This window comes from Marinomonas sp. HM11-D (assembly GCF_057626615.1).
Genome location: NZ_JBMMKT010000001.1, coordinates 315,134 through 330,998, shown reverse-complemented (window position 1 = coordinate 330,998; position 15,865 = coordinate 315,134). Strand labels below are relative to the sequence as shown.

The following is a 15,865-nucleotide window of genomic DNA, read 5'->3' as shown; positions in this document are numbered from 1 at the left end:
CTCTTGAATTCTTAGCGCTCAAATAGATCGCAGGCATTTGGAATCAAATCATCCAAACGACGGAAAGTCTTTGGACGATAGACAATATCGCTCAGCTCTGGATGCAGATCGCGTAACTTATCACTTAGCTGAACCACACCAGGGTTAATCGGTTCATAAGGATAAATATGATCTTGGATACTTAGCTTATGCAGTTCATCAAGCTCATCCTGTAGCATGGATTTCATCGCAAAAAATAAATCCTTGCAGTGAATATCATTTGTTTCCCAATATGCATCAGACAAAGCGCTATTTAGTTCGTAAAATATGTGTAACGCATCAGATACGGTTTTTTGACTCATAGTGTCTCCATAAAGCGAGCATTCTGTTTACATTCACCCTTGTATTGGTAGATGCTACCCCCATAACCACGTTCTAGCCACGAAAACATGTAGGTAAATTGATTTTGACTAATACAATCCAATCTGACGTGACATCTGACAATCTGTGGCCATCATTACAAGCTGAGGCTGAAAAGCTAGCACAAGATGAACCCATTTTGGCAAGTTATTTTAATACCACCATCTTGCGCCATGACTCCATCAGCTCTGCGTTGAGCTTATTGTTGGCCAGCAAGCTGGACAGTATTTCCATTCCAGCGATGGTTTTACGTGAAGTTTTTGAAGAAGCAATGTCTGCCCCAGGCTCAGGAATCGTTGACTGCGTTTCTCAAGATATTCTGTCAATCAAGGAGCGCGATGCGGCCTGTGATTGTCTGACGACACCGTTGTTATTCTTCAAAGGCTTCCATGCGCTGCAAACTTACCGTGTGGCAAATTGGCTGTGGAAACAAGGTCGCGAAAGTTTAGCATTGTATCTGCAAGGTCAAATGTCCATGGTGTTTGGAGTGGATATTCACCCTGCAGCGCGCATTGGCTGTGGCATCATGCTCGACCATGCCACAGGCTTAGTGGTGGGTGAAACCTGTGTCATCGAAGATAACGTGTCGATTCTGCAATCGGTGACCCTAGGTGGTACCGGTAAAGAAACTGGCGATCGTCATCCTAAGATCCGCTCCGGCGTATTGATCGGTGCGGGGGCGAAGATTCTTGGCAACATCGAAATCGGCGAAGGGGCGAAAATCGGCGCAGGTAGTGTGGTACTCGACCCAGTGGAACCACATACCACGGTGGCGGGCGTACCTTCAAAGGTGGTTGGTCGCAACAAAGAGAAAGAACCATCGCGCGAGATGGATCACACCATCCGTGGTTGCATCCGCGATTAAACCTTCGTTTAGATTTGCCGCAGAGCAATAAAAAGGGCGCCTACTCAACGGGAGTAGGCGCCCTTTTTCATACTCTTAGTTAACACCTAGTCGTAGCGTTGTTGCAACGCTCGTTTCGACACTAGCTGGATGGTTTCGCTTTCCGTATCAAATAACAGCACGGCTTCCCCTGATTTCAATGCACGTAAAGCCTGCTCTCGCTTTTGCTCAAGGGATAAATCGTATTCGCCGTAATCAGTCCCATCTCGAGAGACAATGTCGTTTAACACGTTCTCAAGCGTTTCTCGTTCCAATGAATCAAAAGGAATCACAGTATCCATTAGACCGCTCCTAACTCAAGCAACATGCTATGCAGTGCTTCTTCGTCCATCACAGGCACCTCTAGCGATTGCGCCTTGGTTAATTTGGAACCGGCTTTCTCACCTGCCACCAAACAATCGGTTTTCGCCGACACCGAGCCGCTCACCTTAGCGCCAAGCTTGATCAGCAAGTCTTTCACCTCATCACGGGAATAACGACTTAGAGTACCGGTGACCACATAGGTTTTACCCGCGAGTGGTTGTTCACTAGCATCGGCCTTGACCGCTGCTTGCCAGGTTATGCCTTGCGCTAACAAGCCTTCTACGGTGGCCACATTGTCCTCTTGATCGAAGAACATACGAATATGCTGCGCCACGATCGGGCCCACATCTTCCACTTCGATCAGCTCCTCTTGCGTGGCAGACATCAACTTTTCTAGCGTGCCAAAGTATTGCGTTAGAGTACGTGCGGTGGCTTCGCCTACTTCACGAATGCCCAAGGCATATAAGAAACGGTTGAATAGGGTTTGCTTAGACTGCTCAATGGCATTGAGTAGTTTCTCAACCGACTTATCCCCCATACGTTCCATCGCCAGCAAGCGTGCTGGTTTATCTTTTAGCAAATAGATATCTACGGGCGTGGTCACTAACTTGGCATCGACTAGCTGCTCAATCAGTTTGTCGCCAAGACCATCAATGTCCATGGCTTTGCGCGAAACAAAATGCTTTAAGCGTTCTTTTAGCTGAGCGCCACACACCAAACCACCCGTACAACGCTGTACCGCTTCCCCTTCGACACGCTCAATATCCGAGTTACAGACAGGACACTGAGTTGGGAACACCACTTCTTGGGCATCTTCTGGACGGCGCTCCTCAAGCACTTGCACCACCTGTGGGATCACATCCCCCGCACGGCGAATCACCACCCAGTCGTTAACCTTCACACCTAAACGCTCGATTTCATCTTGGTTATGCAAGGTGGCATTAGATACGGTCACACCACCGACAAAGGTTGGCTGTAAACGGGCCACCGGTGTAATTGCGCCAGTACGGCCCACTTGGAAATCCACACCAAGGATTTGTGTCACTTCTTCTTGGGCTGGGAATTTACGGGCAATCGCCCAACGCGGTGCACGGGCGACAAAACCCAGTTGTTTTTGCTGGGCAATGCTGTCGACTTTATAAACAATACCGTCGATGTCATAGCTTAGGCCATCACGCTCAGCCGCCAGCTTGTCGTAGTAGTCCAAACAACCTTGCACGCCTTCGACACGGGCCATCAGATTGTTGGTTTTAAAGCCCCACTCGGCTAGTTGCAGCAAGCCCTCGTAGTGGCTTTCTGGTTGCTCCCAACCTTCTGCATAACCAATGCTGTAGGCACACAACACCAAGGGACGCGATGCTGTCACCTTCGGATCCAACTGACGCAAGCTACCCGCTGCGGCATTACGCGGGTTCACAAAGGTCTTTTCACCCTTCTCCGCCGCTTGCTGATTCAACTTGTCAAAGCCCGCTTTGGGCATGTAGATCTCACCACGCACTTCCAGTACCGGTGGCGGATTGTCGGTACGCAGCTTCAGAGGCACCGAGTAGATGGTTTTAATATTGGAGGTGATGTCTTCCCCTGTCAGACCATCCCCACGAGTTACACCACGTACCAAAAGGCCGTCTTCGTAGCGAATACTGATGGCCAAACCATCTAACTTTGGCTCACAGCAATAAGTAATCAAGCTGGTGTTCGCTAACTTGCGTACACGCTCATCAAAATCGACCATGCTGTCGTTATCAAAAGCATTATCCAGCGACAACATGGGAATGGTGTGCTCGACCGAGGCAAAACCATTGTCCGGCTTTTCACCGACACGCTGAGTGGGTGAATCTTGCTGAACCCATTCAGGGTGCTGGGCTTCCATTTGCTGCAGTTCACGGTAGCAGCGATCGTATTCCACATCCGGCACCATAGGTGCATCTTGTACATGGTAGGCGTAACTGTAGTCGTTTAATTTTTTCGTTAACGCTTGAAGGTCTGCCAAAGTATAGGCTTGGTGGTCGCTCATAGTGTTCTCAAACAAATACAGATAAAAAGAATAAAGGCCCCATCAGGGGCCTTATATTTGGTAGGTTACCGACGCAGTTTTTTGGTCAGTTGGCGGCGCTCAAAGTCTTTGATGCGCTGACGGCAATGGGCAATGGTTTGCTCACTCATTGGCTCACGGCGTTCGTCACGCAATTCACCACCTAAGTTTCGTACTAGGGCTTGCGCGGTTTCCAACATGAAGTCAAAGGCTTTCATGCTGTTCTTCGGTCCTGGCAAGCCCATAAAGAAGCTCACTCCAGGGCATTCAGTTTCACCCATGGTATCCAGATTGAACGTTCCTGGCTCAATCGCATTGGCCATGGAGAATTGTACCTTGCCTTTGTCGAAGCCTTCTTCATGGCGGTGGAAGATATCCATTTCGCCATAACGCATGCCGCAGTTCAGAACTAGCTGAAGTAGCTCCATACCGGTGAAAGGCTCATCTTTCGGCGCAAACACGTTAATCACAATCACTTCTTCGATTTCGGCTTCTTCATCTACCTCATCTGGCGTTTCTGCCACGGGCGTAAGATAAGAAGACTGATCCAAATCGACACTTGAGTAACTGCGTTCTAAATCAATTTCTTCTAAATCGGATTCTTCATGACCGACATCCAATTCGTCATAGCCATCATAAAGCACATCGCCGTAGTCTTGATCAGATTTGACAGTCTTTTTGTCAGACCGATCAAAGCGTTCCGGAACCAGTGAAGCCAATTCATCAAGTTTGAATTCATCATTACGATCCATTTGCGGACCTGCATCGACTTTATGAGGCATATCCGTTAACGGGCTACGAGCTGTCTTTCGAGCATTCTCGAAAGCATTCATAACTGGGTCAGCAGGTTCCACGGAGCGTGCTACAGGACGAGCACCACCATTCGGTAACTCTCGACGCAACATTGCTTCTTTCTGGCGTTCTTCTGGGTCTTCATATACCTCATCGTCATCTGAGGCGCTGGCCAACGCCTGTGATTTGCGATAACGACGGAAACCATCAACAAGTATGCCGATGATAATGATGACACCAATTAATATTAGCCACTCACGCAAGCTAAAATCCATTATTAAAAATCCGCTTTAGATCAATATATTTGTCCGTATTATCAGTCGAAGCGAAGCTGGTTTCAATTATAAGGATACATTGACCTTAAAAATCTTACTGCTATGGCTCGGTACGGACGATAAATAACCAACTATTTCACCCTGAGTAAGGTCTTGGGCACCATGTTGAGAACGTTTCACAATGACTTCCACCTGCTCCACATCAGATAATGTCTTCCCTGGCATCAGATTATCAATATTGGTTAATACGATAGGTACGCCAAATTCCGCTGCTGAAACTCTCTGAATGGCAATCGGCATCGGTTGCTCCGAAGATTTAGCATACACCAAAAAGACATCGTCATTTGCCAACGCGCCTTTGTCCAATACCAATTGCAACTGTAACCTATGGGTGATCAAAGCCGGAACTTGCTCCTCACTAATTCCACCTTGCTTACGAGCTGCCGCGATTCCTGACAATAAATCCATACGTTCCTGACGATCACTGCCAAGACGAATGGCTTTTTGCCAGCTCAGAATAGCCGCTTGATAATCCGCCGCATCAAACTCAATAATGCCCTGTAAGCCTAGGGCTTTAACATTGTCAGGCGCGGCTTTTAACACCTCTGCCACAGTTTCACGCATGCTCTGTGAGACCGTATTATTGTTGGCGTAAAACATGGCCTGTGCCAACTCAACTTGAACATTAATGCGATCAGGGGAATCCACTTCTAACTTTTGTAATACTTGACGGTACGAAGCGATCGCCGACGGGTAATCTTCTGCCAACACCTGTTCACTGGCCAAATAATACCAATCTTCAGCTCGGTCATAGCGCGCCACGCGATAGTTCAGAAATTCAGCAATATCCTGATCATCAGCGCTGCGCTCGATCATTTTCTGAGTAAAGAGAACATCAGGGGCAAACCCTAAACGCTGATAAAGAAACACGGAACCGACCAAGATCACGGCAACCGTGGCAGCTAACGCCACACGCGCCCAACGCACTTCTCTATTTAATGTTAACGCACCATGCTGATTGATATAGTGCGCTTCACTGACGATATCCTCCAGCAGTTGCTCCGCTTCTGCATCGGTTAGACGCCCTGCCGCACGTTCTTCTGCTACTTCTTGCTTACGAATAGCGAGAAAGCTTTGCCCAGCATCTTCTTGCTGCGAGTAACCACGTTGACGCAGGATCGAACGAACTAAGTACAACAGACTGACCACAGTCACAGCGATCATGACGATCCAAGCGAGCATCATAATTAGGCGTCCTTGTTAGATTGACGTTTGTTTCTCAGCACCACGATGATAAAAATCAGTGCTCCAATCAGTAGCAATGCAAATGGGCCATACCATAACACCGCGGTACTTTGATCGTGCACTGGGCGATACAACACAAACTCACCGTAACGAGCTACCATGTAGTCGACAATTTGCTCATTGGACTGTCCCTCATTGATCATGCTGTAAATCTGATTACGAAGATCAACAGCAATACCGGCATTGGAATCTTCCAAGTTCTGATTTTGACATTTAGGACAACGCAATTCCTCGGTTAAGAGGCGGTAGCGCTGCTGATCCTCTGGCGAGTTAAACTCTAACACTTCCATGGCAATCGCTGTGCTGGCCCATAAGCTCAATGAAAGCAACACAGTACTGAACAAGCGTGCGATCATTGCATATGTTCCTTAAGCAGGTTTTCCCAGACATTTGCATCGACCACCCCTTGGTGACGGTAAAGGATTTTACCCTCAGCGCTGACGACAAAGGTTTCTGGCGCACCGGTAATCCCCATATCCACACCAAAGCGGCCCATTTCATCTAGCAGCACTAAAGAATATGGGTTACCGCGCTCAGCTAACCATTTTTTCGCGGCTGAGGTTTCGTCTTTATAATCCACACCAACAATGTTCACGCCCTGTTCGGCTAGCTCACCAAGATAGGCATGCTCCACGCTACAAGACGGACACCAAGTAGCCCAGAAATTGAGCAGGTAAGGCTCGTTGGGCATGGCGCTATTGCTCACCACCGTATCCGACTCCATGTCCACCAACTTAAACTCAGGCATTTGTTTGCCAACCAACGCCGATGGCATGTATTCCGTGTCTTTACCGAGCTGCTGATAAAACACCACGCCCAATGCAACAAAGGCTAGGAAAGGAATAAAGAAGAGTATTTTTTTCACGTTAAGCTCCTGTTTTGCGACGGTAACGTTTATCCCAAGCAGCCAACAAGCCACCGGCCATCATCATCAAACCGCCCAACCAAATCCAACGGACAAAGGATTTGATATAGATTCGAACGCCCCAAGCCCCATCTGCTAATGGCTCACCTAGGGAAATATATAGGTCACGGGTGAAACCGGGATTCAATGCGGCTTCGGTCATCATCTGCTGACGTGCCTTATACAAGCGTTTTTGCGGCAACATCTGCGCAATCGCATCGCCATCTTGATAAACATTGATCACGCCGGTATCGGCCGTGTAGTTAGGACCTTCGACATGGCGTGTGCCCAAAAATTCAAACTCGTAGTCGCCTACAGTGACTCGATCCCCTGGTGCCAGTCGAACAGTGGTCTCAGTACTGTTCATGCTGACAAAAATCACCCCAATCAAGCTGACCGCGACACCGATATGCGCTAGCTGCATACCATAGTAATGACGTGGCAGCTTACGGGCGCGCTGCCACAGGGACTGACGCGCTGTCAGCACCTTATCCAACCAATCACGAGCGCACATCAACACTAGCCATAGGGCGATAGCAAAGCTTAACCAAAGGTAAGCATCAAACTCATGGAAGGTAAATACTAAGGCAGCCAACCCCACCGCTAACACGGCCGGCAGCCATGCCATGCGCCATAGCATCGAACCTTTAGTACTGTGCCACTTCGCCAACGGCCCAATACCCATAAACACGATCAGTAACAGCGCAATCGGGCTGAAAACGGCATTAAAGTAGGGCGCGCCAACGGAAATTTTACCTAGGTTAAAGGCATCAAAGATCAGCGGATACAAGGTGCCTAGCAAGACCGTTAGAGTCAGAATGGTCAGCAAAATATTATTGATCAGAAGCCAAGACTCTCGTCCCGTCAGACCAAAGCTCACCTGAGATTTCACTTGCGACGCACGCAAGGCATAGAGGAATAAGCTGCTGCCGATGATAATCACCAGCAACGCCAATATAAACACGCCTCGAGTCGGATCCGAGGCAAACGCATGCACTGACGTTAGCACCCCAGAACGGACCAAAAAGGTACCTAATAAAGACAAGCTAAAGGTAAAAATGGCCAGTAACACGGTCCAACTTTTGAACACCCCACGCTTTTCCGTGACCGCTAACGAGTGGATCAGTGCTGTGCCGGCCAACCAAGGCATCAATGAAGCATTTTCAACTGGATCCCAGAACCACCAGCCGCCCCAACCAAGCTCGTAGTAAGCCCACCAACTGCCTAAGGCAATTCCCAGGGTCAAAAATGCCCAAGATACATTGGTCCAAGGGCGGGCCCAGCGAGCCCAAGAGGCATTCAGGTTACCGGTAATCAAAGCCGCGATGGCAAACGCAAACGCCACCGAGAAGCCCACATAGCCCATGTACAACATGGGCGGGTGGATGATCAAACCAATATCTTGTAACAGCGGGTTTAGATCCACACCGTCCGCAGGCTGATCAGGTAACAAACGAATAAAGGGCGATGAGGTAAACAGAATAAACGCCAAAAAGCCAGTCGCGACTATACCTAAAACACTTAGCACCACAGGCCCCGTACTGTTGGGCAAGGTTTCACTTTTATAAGCTAACAGCGCCGCCCATAAGGTCAGGATAGTAATCCACAGCAACAGGGAGCCTTCATGACCGCCCCACACGGCACTGATCTTGTACCAGATCGGCAGCAGGCTATTGGAGTTCTGGCTGACATACAGGATAGAGAAATCGTCTTGCGCAAAGGCTATGGCCAACACCACAAAGCTAGCGCAGGTGAGCGCAGTCATCACATAGGTGAGTGGCTTGGCGGTTGACAGGAGAATAGCGTTGCGCTGCAAATAGCCCATCATTGGCAACACCGCTAACGCCAAGGCAAACATCATCGCCAGAATTAAAACATAGTGCCCGATCTCGGGTAACATTATCATCTTGTGTCCTTACTGAGCCTTGGCTTTTTCTAGGGCATCACTGACTTCTGGCGGCATGTATTCTTCGTCATGTTTTGCCAAGACTTCACTCGCAATCAGCACGCCGCGTTCATCCAACTTACCTTGCGCGACAATACCTTGCCCCTCGCGGAATAAATCCGGCAAGATGCCGTTGTATTCGATGCGCACACTATGCTGATAATCGGTCACACTAAAGGCCACGTCTAATGTTTCTGAATGGCGTTCAACACTGCCATCTACCACCATACCACCCGCACGAATGGTAACCTTCTGTGGCGCTTCCCCTTGGGCAATTTGCGTCGGCGAGTAGAACAGATTGATGTTTTGCGATAAGGCGTACATAACCAAACCAATGGCCGCCGCCAACACCACTAAAATCACGCCAATCGTGATCATGCGTTTTTTTCGAACTGGATGCATTTAACGGCTCTGCTCCCTTTGATAGCGTTTCTTCAATTGCTTGCGCAGCTGCGCATTACTACGTCGAGTGGAAATAAATAGCCCAACCAAGGCCACTAGACTGATGCCATAGGTAGACCAGACATAGACACCATGAGTGCCCATTTGCAAGAAATCAGACAACGACTCAAACGCCATGCTCTAACACCTCTTTTTTGACCCAGTTCGCTTTGCGCTCACGAACTAATACTTCATTTTGCATGCGCCACATGGCGAGTCCTGCGGCAAATAAATAGAGTCCTAACGCAGAGAACAGCAAAGGTAGCCACATTTCCATGGGCATAGACGGTTTCTCTGTTAACTTAAAAGTGGCTGGCTGATGGAGCGTGTTCCACCACTCTACCGAGTATTTAATGATCGGCAGGTTAATCACCCCCACCAAACTCACCACCGCTACCGCTTTGTCAGCAAAAACCTGATCGTCTAAGGCATTTTGAATCGCAATCACCCCCATATAGAGCAAAAACAGCACTAAAACAGAGGTTAAACGCGCATCCCATACCCACCAAGTGCCCCAAGTGGGCTTACCCCAAATCGCACCGGACACCAGCGCAATAAAGGCCATCACGGCACCGACTGGCGCCACCGATTTAATAAAGACTGGCGCCAACTTCATTTGCCAAACGAGCGCGACAAAACCTGCAATGCCCATACCGAGGTAACAGCTTTGCGCCAGAACCGCGACCGGTACGTGGATATAAATAATGCGAAAGCTATTACCCTGCTGATAATCCGCTGGGGCAAAGCCTAAGCCCCAAGCCACCCCAACCACCAATAAGGCCAAGCCAAGATACACACAACGTCCACCCCAGTTTGAGGCCCATTGGTAAAACCACTTAGGTGAGCCAAGCTTATGAAACCACGTCCAATTCATTAATTCACACTCGCTCTAATTGAAATCGCCGCCATTACTGGGGACAGCGCCAGAGCGACCAAGGAAATGGCCGCCAAAATCGCTAATTGACCGGAATAGGCCATCTCCAACTGAGCGGCTCTGATCGCTCCGGTAGCAAAAATAATCACTGGGATATAAAGAGGCAGTATTAACAACAGCATTAACACTGCACCGCGACGCAGTGATACTGTCAAAGCGGCTCCAATCGAGCCAATAAAAAACAAAGCTGGCGTTCCCAGTAAAATCGATAACATCACCACACCGAGGACTGACATGGGTAAAAACAGCATTTGTGCGAGCAGAGGCAACACAACCAGTAGCGGTACAACCACCATCAACCACTGGGCTAAGACTTTCAAAAACACCAGCAAGGTGACCGACAAACCACTGCTCAACCACTGCTCTAAAGAACCGTCGTTATAGTCTTCTTTGTACATGCCCTCGACGGCCATTAGTACCGATAAGGCGGTAGCGCACCAAATAATGCCGCCTGCTGCCGGTGCCAGAAACTCTGAGCTTGGATCCACGCCTAAAGGAAACAACGTAATCACCATGACAAAAAACAGCAGTGCATTGAGCGTATCTTGCTTACGACGCAACAAAGACAGCCATTCAGCCTTAAAATAGGAGCGATAATTCATACTGCGAGCTCAACCACCTTGGGCGACAAATTTAACAAAGGTTGATGAGTCGTAATCACAATCGCCCCGCCTACCTTTAAATGTTCAGCCATACGTTGCTCTAAGGCTTCGACACCTTTCACATCCAATGCAGTAAAGGGTTCATCCAAAAACCATAATACCTTGTCGGTCAACCACAATCGCGCCAAAGCAATACGACGCTTTTGTCCGGCGGAAAGCTGAGCCGCTGGCGTGTCGGCAAATGCGCCCAATTGCACTTGTTCAAGGGCATCTTCTAGCTCGGTTTCAGTTGCCTTAGGGCAGTAAAGCTTAAGGTTCTCAAGTGCCGTGAAGACATTTTTAATACCGGGCGTATGGCCAAGATAAAGCTGACTTAGTAACAACATATCGCGATGCTGGGTGACATCTTCGCCATTAAATAGCAGCTCACCGTCTTCGAAACGAACCCAGCCTAAAATGGCTTTCATCAGAGAACTTTTACCGGCACCATTTTCCCCTGCAATACGCACCAGCTCACCACTTTCGACCGAAAACGTCAGCTCACGGCAGAGATCCCGCTCCCCCCGTTCGATGCAAAGGTTTTTTACCTGTAAGTTGACTGTTTTTTGCAAAAGAATTACCTGTATTGGCCGTTAACAGAGTTAGAGCACGTCTCTAAATTGGCGCCTATTATAAAATATATTTCTAGCTTTTCAGAAAGAAAGGGTGGTGAAAGCATGATCACGGACATAAATTCGCTTGTTTCTGGGCAAGGAAAAACCTCGGCTCCGCTGACCTCGTCAACGGCCAACCTAGGTGCCCTTGCAAAACTCAGCAGCGAATTAAAACTGATCGATGGCTTACACCCTATCCAAATCACCTCGGTTAAGAATGCACAAACCGCAACGGGCAACCTGCAACTGATCGGTGTTACCCGAAGTGACCAGCAGCAATACACTCTAGTCAACGATAAACCAAGCCCAAACTTACAAGCAGGTGATAAGGGCACCCTAAATGTGACCGGTAATCAGGTGACCCTAACCGTCACACCACAACGCCCAATTCAAAACACCCATGCTAGCGTGCCACAGACACCCTCTAGCCAGACTGCAAATACTGCCGCTTCAGGGACTACTCAGCCAGCAAATAGTACACAGCCCAGTTCGAGTATTGGGTCGCCCTCAAGTTCCCTGCTGAGTAACAATAGCTTGACCAATATCACGCAAAATTCATCGCTGTCACAACACCAGGCACCTATAAGTAGCCAACAAGCCCAGACCATTGCTCAAGTCGCGATTGCCAGCCGCCCTATTGTATTGACGGTCATTGGCAGCAATATGAACAGTACTCAAACAGCCAATAGCACAGCCACACAGGGACAAACGAATCCTCAGCCAGCTAGTCCCGCACCCTCGTCTACTGCCCAGAATCCAGTGCTAAGCAGCCAAACTGGCACAACCGCTTCACTTAATCCAAATGCCGAAGCAACAACCCGTCGTGCTACACCTAGCCAAGCTACTGCTATTCAAAGCAGCGTTACGCAACCAACTCAAATCGCGACGTCTGCAACAACCAATAGCCTAGCGACACAAACCTTTAGCGTAGTGGTCAGTGATGGCAACGAGCAATTCACCCTCAATACACAACATCCATTAAAGGTCGGAGACACTCTCACGGTGGTGGTCGACAAACAGGGACAAGTACAGCTCTACCCTGCTGAACGCCATTCGCCCACGGCAACCACTTTGACTGAGGGCCTTAAGCAGACCTTACCTAAGCAGATCTCACCACAAGAATTTGTGACCATGATTCGCCAACTGAATACCTTGGCACAAAGTGGTAGCGCACTCCCTGAGAAAGTTGCCAGCGCCCTTGAGCAATTGGTCAAACAACTGCCCAACTTGCAGAGTTTGACGCAATCCAGTGATGCCATAAAACAAGCCATCCAAAACTCTGGTTTGTTTAGCGAAAACAACTTGGCACAGAAAACCAATTTGACGACTGATTTAAAGCTCAATCTTTCTCGTCTAGAAGGTGCCAACCTAGAAACCTCAAAGCAGGCTAGTTTAACAGGTGTTCAGGCTGCAAATTCACAACAAGCAATGAACTTAGTTGCTGGTGCTATCGAACGTATTACCACCAACCAAGTCCGTCATCTGATTGAAAACGCACAACAGGACGGCTCTATCCTACCGTTGAGCATCGAGATCCCTATTAAAGACGGCCAAAGCACTTCTGTGGTGAACCTAAAGATTGATAAAGATACAGCGGATAAAGACAAGGATATTGAGCCCCACAATCGACGTTGGTTGGTGCAGCTTAAATTCGACTTTGAAGAAACAGGACGCTTCGAAGCACGCGCCAGTGTACAAGATAAAAAAGTGGGCATTTTGTTCGCCGTCGAAGACCCCAACACCGAACTGATGATTCGCCAGCGACTGGATGAGCTGCGCACTAGCTTAAGAAACAAACAAGTTGAAATAGAAACACTCGATTGTTTTCGTGCCAAACTGAACGACAAGCCTAATCAGTATCATGAACCGACCCAACCACGCCTAATTGATGTGAGAACCTAAATGAGTCAACCCAACCCGAAAAAAGCAGTGGCGCTAAAATACGATTTTCAAAGTGCTCCCACCGTGACCGCAAAAGGCACCGGTTATTTGGCGGAACAAATCATGCGTGTGGCAGAAGAAAATAACGTCTTACTTCACAAAAGCCCAGAGTTGGTGGAAGTACTATCGACGCTTGAGTTAGGGGATGAAATACCTGAAACCTTGTATTTGGCGGTCGCGGAAATCATTGCCTTCTCACATTCGCTCAAAGGCACATCGGATTTTTATAAGAAAGGATAGCCAACCAATCAGTGTGATTGGTTGGAATTACGACGGGACTCTTTTTTTAGCAAGCTGATCAATTCCGCTTCCGCACGAATCAAACCACACTTAGACACTAGATCATCCACCGACGCGCCCATTTCCAGTAGCTCCATGGCGCGATTATAAGACACACTGCTGCCTTCTTTTGAGATCAGCTCCGATTGGCGTTCGACCGCCATATTTAAGCGTTTCTCAATTGCTACCAGACGGCGCCCCATACCAATCGAACCAGAGGCCAACACCTGCACTTGTTTCTTCTGTGCTAGCTCGGCCTCATGTACCGAGCGTTCAAACTTCTTTAGCTTGCGCGAAAGACGATACGCCCACACTGCCAATGCCAGCAACAAGATAAACTGCAGCACTAGCAATAAGTTAAAAATCCACTGAGATTCCATCAATCGCCTTCCAAAACTGGATCTAGTTTACATGGAACCGATTTCGCTCCACTCATCTTCAGAAAGCATTTTATCTAAATCTACCAGAATCAACAAAGTATCATTTTTATGACAGACACCTTGAATGAATTTAGACGATTCATCGTTACCTACACTTGGCGAAGCTTCAATCTCAGACTGGCGTAAGTACACCACTTCTGATACGGCATCGACCAAAATACCAATCACATGACCTTCCACTTCCACGATCATAATACGTGTGGCGTCGGTGATTTCGCCGGAAATTAGACCAAAGCGCTGGCAAGTATCAATGACCGTCACTACGGTACCACGCAAATGGATGATACCTAGCACGAACGCTGGCGCGCCTGGCACTGGCGCAATCTCAGAATAACGCAAAACTTCTTTGACCTGCATAACGTTCACACCATAGATCTCTTGATCAAGGCGGAAAGTTACCCACTGCAGCATTGGATCATCGTTTTCTTTGACTTCTTTTTTTAAAGCGATACTCGTCGACATAACGACCTCTACAAGCTTAATCTTTTAAATGTTTTCGAAAACCGTTCACTGGGTCTTCGAGTAATTCAATGAACCCCTGAACATCTAATATAGCGCACATATGATCAATTACCGTACCTGCCAACCAAGGACGACGACTACGGTCTGAGCGCCATTTTACTTGCGATGGTTCGAGAGAAATGGCCTCTGCCACTTTTTCACAAGCCAACCCCCAATCCGAACGATCCAACTGAATGACAAATTTAAAGTGATCCTTTAACTCGCCATCGTAGTGATTTGGCATTACCCATCGAGCCGTGTCAACGGTACGAATATTATGATCACCGACATTGGCCACCCCCATAAACCATTTAGGCTGACCAAAGATCTCTGTTAGCTTCTCATCGTTAGACTGATAAATACCGCCCAGCTCCACTAACGGCACCGCCATTTTCAAGCCACCAACGTAAAACAGCAGACACTCGAAACGACTTTTAGCCCAAGGTAATGGCTCCGTTTTGGCCACGTATTTTGACGGTTCAGGAACGTATTCTTGTTCAACCTCAACAGTGTCTAACTCTGTTGGCTCTGGCTCTGGCTCTGGTTGTTCAATTAACGCAGTTTCTTCAACCTCGTCAACGGTCTGCATCGCGGCTTCTTGCGCCGCGACTTCGGCAAAAGCTTTTTCTAAGTCAAAGTCAGCCTCTTCTTCATCAGAGGCTAAGGTCTGATGCTCTAGACTGTCAGTGTCATCTTGCGATTCTGTAATGTCTGCCTCAGGCTCATCAGCGACTGAGGATAGATCCGTGTCAATATTCCAAGTTGGAATCGTTTCTGCCTGTGGCAGTGACGCAGGGTATTCTTCTTGCAAGGTCTGAATAGCCGTTTCAAATTCTGCAAAAGAAGCATCTAAAGCTGAATAATCCAAGTCATCTATTGCGGTACTTGCTCCTGAGTCAGACACATCGATATGCGCTTCAAAAGCCATCTCAAATTCAGACTCATTCAACGAATCAGCATCAGCACTTGGCTCATCTATTTCACTTAACTCTTCTGGCTCGTGCGCCAGCTCAGTGGCCTCAACAACCGACAGTGATTCTGTCACACTAGGCTCTGGCTCGTACGAGGGCTCAAGCTCTTCTGGGGCGCTGACCTCATCTACTTTTTCAGTTGAGTTAAAAGCTGTCTCTTGCAGCAGTTCATTCAGATAGTTTTGCAGTGCTTGCTGTGGGCCGTTAAGCGATTGGTCTTTCGTTTTGGTATCTTTCATCATTT

19 protein-coding genes are annotated in these 15,865 nt (G+C 48.2%); 3 read left to right on the top strand and 16 right to left on the bottom strand.

Going from position 1 to position 15,865, the window contains the following annotated elements; translation table 11 throughout:
• Positions 1–11: 11 nt before the first annotated feature.
• The gene (locus ACOSVP_RS01560; RefSeq protein WP_487345758.1) at positions 12–341 is read right to left on the bottom strand and encodes a hypothetical protein; all 330 of its coding nucleotides are present in this window, start codon (positions 339–341) and stop codon (positions 12–14) included.
• Between the two features lie 116 nt (positions 342–457).
• On the opposite strand from ACOSVP_RS01560, the gene cysE reads away from it, so the two are divergent.
• Positions 458–1,264, top strand: a complete 807-nt coding sequence (cysE, locus tag ACOSVP_RS01555) for a serine O-acetyltransferase (RefSeq protein WP_487345915.1) — start codon at positions 458–460, stop codon at positions 1,262–1,264.
• An 86-nt stretch (positions 1,265–1,350) separates the two neighbouring features.
• Here cysE and ACOSVP_RS01550 read toward each other — a convergent pair whose 3' ends face one another.
• The 12 genes from ACOSVP_RS01550 to ccmA form a co-directional block, all read right to left on the bottom strand.
• A complete protein-coding gene (locus ACOSVP_RS01550) occupies positions 1,351–1,584 on the bottom strand; it encodes a YheU family protein (RefSeq protein WP_487345757.1) in 234 nt (77 codons plus the stop codon).
• Positions 1,584–3,620 carry an NAD-dependent DNA ligase LigA gene (gene ligA / locus ACOSVP_RS01545; protein ID WP_487345756.1) on the bottom strand — a complete coding sequence of 679 codons (2,037 nt, stop codon included), beginning with the start codon at positions 3,618–3,620 and terminating at the stop codon, positions 1,584–1,586. Before ligA ends, ACOSVP_RS01550 begins: the two co-directional genes overlap by 1 nt.
• 65 nt (positions 3,621–3,685) lie before the next feature.
• Positions 3,686–4,705, bottom strand: a complete 1,020-nt coding sequence (gene zipA, locus ACOSVP_RS01540) for a cell division protein ZipA (protein WP_487345755.1) — start codon at positions 4,703–4,705, stop codon at positions 3,686–3,688.
• 66 nt (positions 4,706–4,771) lie between these two features.
• A complete protein-coding gene (gene ccmI, locus ACOSVP_RS01535; RefSeq protein WP_487345754.1) occupies positions 4,772–5,950 on the bottom strand; it encodes a c-type cytochrome biogenesis protein CcmI in 1,179 nt (392 codons plus the stop codon).
• Between the two features lie 2 nt (positions 5,951–5,952).
• Positions 5,953–6,366 (bottom strand): cytochrome c-type biogenesis protein, encoded by a 414-nt coding sequence (locus tag ACOSVP_RS01530; RefSeq protein ID WP_487345753.1) that lies wholly within the window; start codon positions 6,364–6,366, stop codon positions 5,953–5,955.
• Positions 6,363–6,875 (bottom strand): DsbE family thiol:disulfide interchange protein, encoded by a 513-nt coding sequence (locus ACOSVP_RS01525; RefSeq protein WP_487345752.1) that lies wholly within the window; start codon positions 6,873–6,875, stop codon positions 6,363–6,365. The genes ACOSVP_RS01530 and ACOSVP_RS01525 overlap by 4 nt, the downstream gene beginning before the upstream one ends.
• Position 6,876: 1 nt before the next feature.
• Complete coding sequence (locus tag ACOSVP_RS01520) at positions 6,877–8,814, bottom strand: heme lyase CcmF/NrfE family subunit (RefSeq protein WP_487345751.1); 1,938 nt, start codon at positions 8,812–8,814, stop codon at positions 6,877–6,879.
• 15 nt (positions 8,815–8,829) lie between these two features.
• Positions 8,830–9,261 carry a cytochrome c maturation protein CcmE gene (gene ccmE, locus ACOSVP_RS01515; protein WP_487345750.1) on the bottom strand — a complete coding sequence of 144 codons (432 nt, stop codon included), beginning with the start codon at positions 9,259–9,261 and terminating at the stop codon, positions 8,830–8,832.
• Entirely contained in the window at positions 9,262–9,438 is a 177-nt protein-coding gene (ccmD, locus tag ACOSVP_RS01510) for a heme exporter protein CcmD (protein WP_487345749.1), read from the bottom strand.
• Positions 9,428–10,174: a heme ABC transporter permease gene (locus tag ACOSVP_RS01505; RefSeq protein WP_487345748.1), complete on the bottom strand. Its 747-nt coding sequence runs from the start codon at positions 10,172–10,174 to the stop codon at positions 9,428–9,430. The genes ccmD and ACOSVP_RS01505 overlap by 11 nt, the downstream gene beginning before the upstream one ends.
• A complete protein-coding gene (ccmB, locus tag ACOSVP_RS01500; protein ID WP_487345747.1) occupies positions 10,174–10,836 on the bottom strand; it encodes a heme exporter protein CcmB in 663 nt (220 codons plus the stop codon). The genes ACOSVP_RS01505 and ccmB overlap by 1 nt, the downstream gene beginning before the upstream one ends.
• Positions 10,833–11,447 (bottom strand): cytochrome c biogenesis heme-transporting ATPase CcmA, encoded by a 615-nt coding sequence (ccmA, locus tag ACOSVP_RS01495; protein WP_487345746.1) that lies wholly within the window; start codon positions 11,445–11,447, stop codon positions 10,833–10,835. Before ccmA ends, ccmB begins: the two co-directional genes overlap by 4 nt.
• A 105-nt stretch (positions 11,448–11,552) precedes the next feature.
• Between ccmA and fliK the strand changes: the two genes are divergently transcribed.
• Positions 11,553–13,391 (top strand): flagellar hook-length control protein FliK, encoded by a 1,839-nt coding sequence (gene fliK, locus ACOSVP_RS01490; protein ID WP_487345745.1) that lies wholly within the window; start codon positions 11,553–11,555, stop codon positions 13,389–13,391.
• On the top strand, positions 13,392–13,670 hold the full coding sequence (locus tag ACOSVP_RS01485; protein WP_487345744.1) for an EscU/YscU/HrcU family type III secretion system export apparatus switch protein: 279 nt from the start codon (positions 13,392–13,394) through the stop codon (positions 13,668–13,670).
• An 8-nt stretch (positions 13,671–13,678) separates the two neighbouring features.
• Here the strand turns inward: ACOSVP_RS01485 and ACOSVP_RS01480 are convergent, their stop codons facing one another.
• The 3 genes from ACOSVP_RS01480 to ACOSVP_RS01470 are packed head-to-tail and all read right to left on the bottom strand — an operon-like array spanning position 13,679 to position 15,863.
• Positions 13,679–14,089, bottom strand: a complete 411-nt coding sequence (locus ACOSVP_RS01480) for a DUF2802 domain-containing protein (protein WP_487345743.1) — start codon at positions 14,087–14,089, stop codon at positions 13,679–13,681.
• 27 nt (positions 14,090–14,116) lie between these two features.
• Positions 14,117–14,611: a chemotaxis protein CheW gene (locus ACOSVP_RS01475; protein WP_487345742.1), complete on the bottom strand. Its 495-nt coding sequence runs from the start codon at positions 14,609–14,611 to the stop codon at positions 14,117–14,119.
• 16 nt (positions 14,612–14,627) lie between these two features.
• Complete coding sequence (locus ACOSVP_RS01470; protein WP_487345741.1) at positions 14,628–15,863, bottom strand: chemotaxis protein CheW; 1,236 nt, start codon at positions 15,861–15,863, stop codon at positions 14,628–14,630.
• Positions 15,864–15,865: the final 2 nt, after the last annotated feature.

Bases quoted from the DNA above. Each gene is read 5' to 3' on its own strand.
- ligA (WP_487345756.1), bottom strand. From the start codon at position 3,620: ATGAGCGACCACCAAGCCTATACTTTGGCAGACCTTCAAGCGTTAACG.
- ACOSVP_RS01520 (WP_487345751.1), bottom strand. From the start codon at position 8,814: ATGTTACCCGAGATCGGGCACTATGTTTTAATTCTGGCGATGATGTTT.
- ccmD (WP_487345749.1), bottom strand. From the start codon at position 9,438: ATGGCGTTTGAGTCGTTGTCTGATTTCTTGCAAATGGGCACTCATGGT.
- fliK (WP_487345745.1), top strand. From the start codon at position 11,553: ATGATCACGGACATAAATTCGCTTGTTTCTGGGCAAGGAAAAACCTCG.
- ACOSVP_RS01530 (WP_487345753.1), bottom strand. From the start codon at position 6,366: ATGATCGCACGCTTGTTCAGTACTGTGTTGCTTTCATTGAGCTTATGG.
- ACOSVP_RS01470 (WP_487345741.1), bottom strand. From the start codon at position 15,863: ATGATGAAAGATACCAAAACGAAAGACCAATCGCTTAACGGCCCACAG.
- ccmI (WP_487345754.1), bottom strand. From the start codon at position 5,950: ATGATGCTCGCTTGGATCGTCATGATCGCTGTGACTGTGGTCAGTCTG.
- ACOSVP_RS01475 (WP_487345742.1), bottom strand. From the start codon at position 14,611: ATGTCGACGAGTATCGCTTTAAAAAAAGAAGTCAAAGAAAACGATGAT.
- ACOSVP_RS01480 (WP_487345743.1), bottom strand. From the start codon at position 14,089: ATGGAATCTCAGTGGATTTTTAACTTATTGCTAGTGCTGCAGTTTATC.
- ACOSVP_RS01550 (WP_487345757.1), bottom strand. From the start codon at position 1,584: ATGGATACTGTGATTCCTTTTGATTCATTGGAACGAGAAACGCTTGAG.
- ACOSVP_RS01560 (WP_487345758.1), bottom strand. From the start codon at position 341: ATGAGTCAAAAAACCGTATCTGATGCGTTACACATATTTTACGAACTA.
- ccmB (WP_487345747.1), bottom strand. From the start codon at position 10,836: ATGAATTATCGCTCCTATTTTAAGGCTGAATGGCTGTCTTTGTTGCGT.
- ccmE (WP_487345750.1), bottom strand. From the start codon at position 9,261: ATGCATCCAGTTCGAAAAAAACGCATGATCACGATTGGCGTGATTTTA.
- ACOSVP_RS01485 (WP_487345744.1), top strand. From the start codon at position 13,392: ATGAGTCAACCCAACCCGAAAAAAGCAGTGGCGCTAAAATACGATTTT.
- ACOSVP_RS01505 (WP_487345748.1), bottom strand. From the start codon at position 10,174: ATGAATTGGACGTGGTTTCATAAGCTTGGCTCACCTAAGTGGTTTTAC.
- zipA (WP_487345755.1), bottom strand. From the start codon at position 4,705: ATGGATTTTAGCTTGCGTGAGTGGCTAATATTAATTGGTGTCATCATT.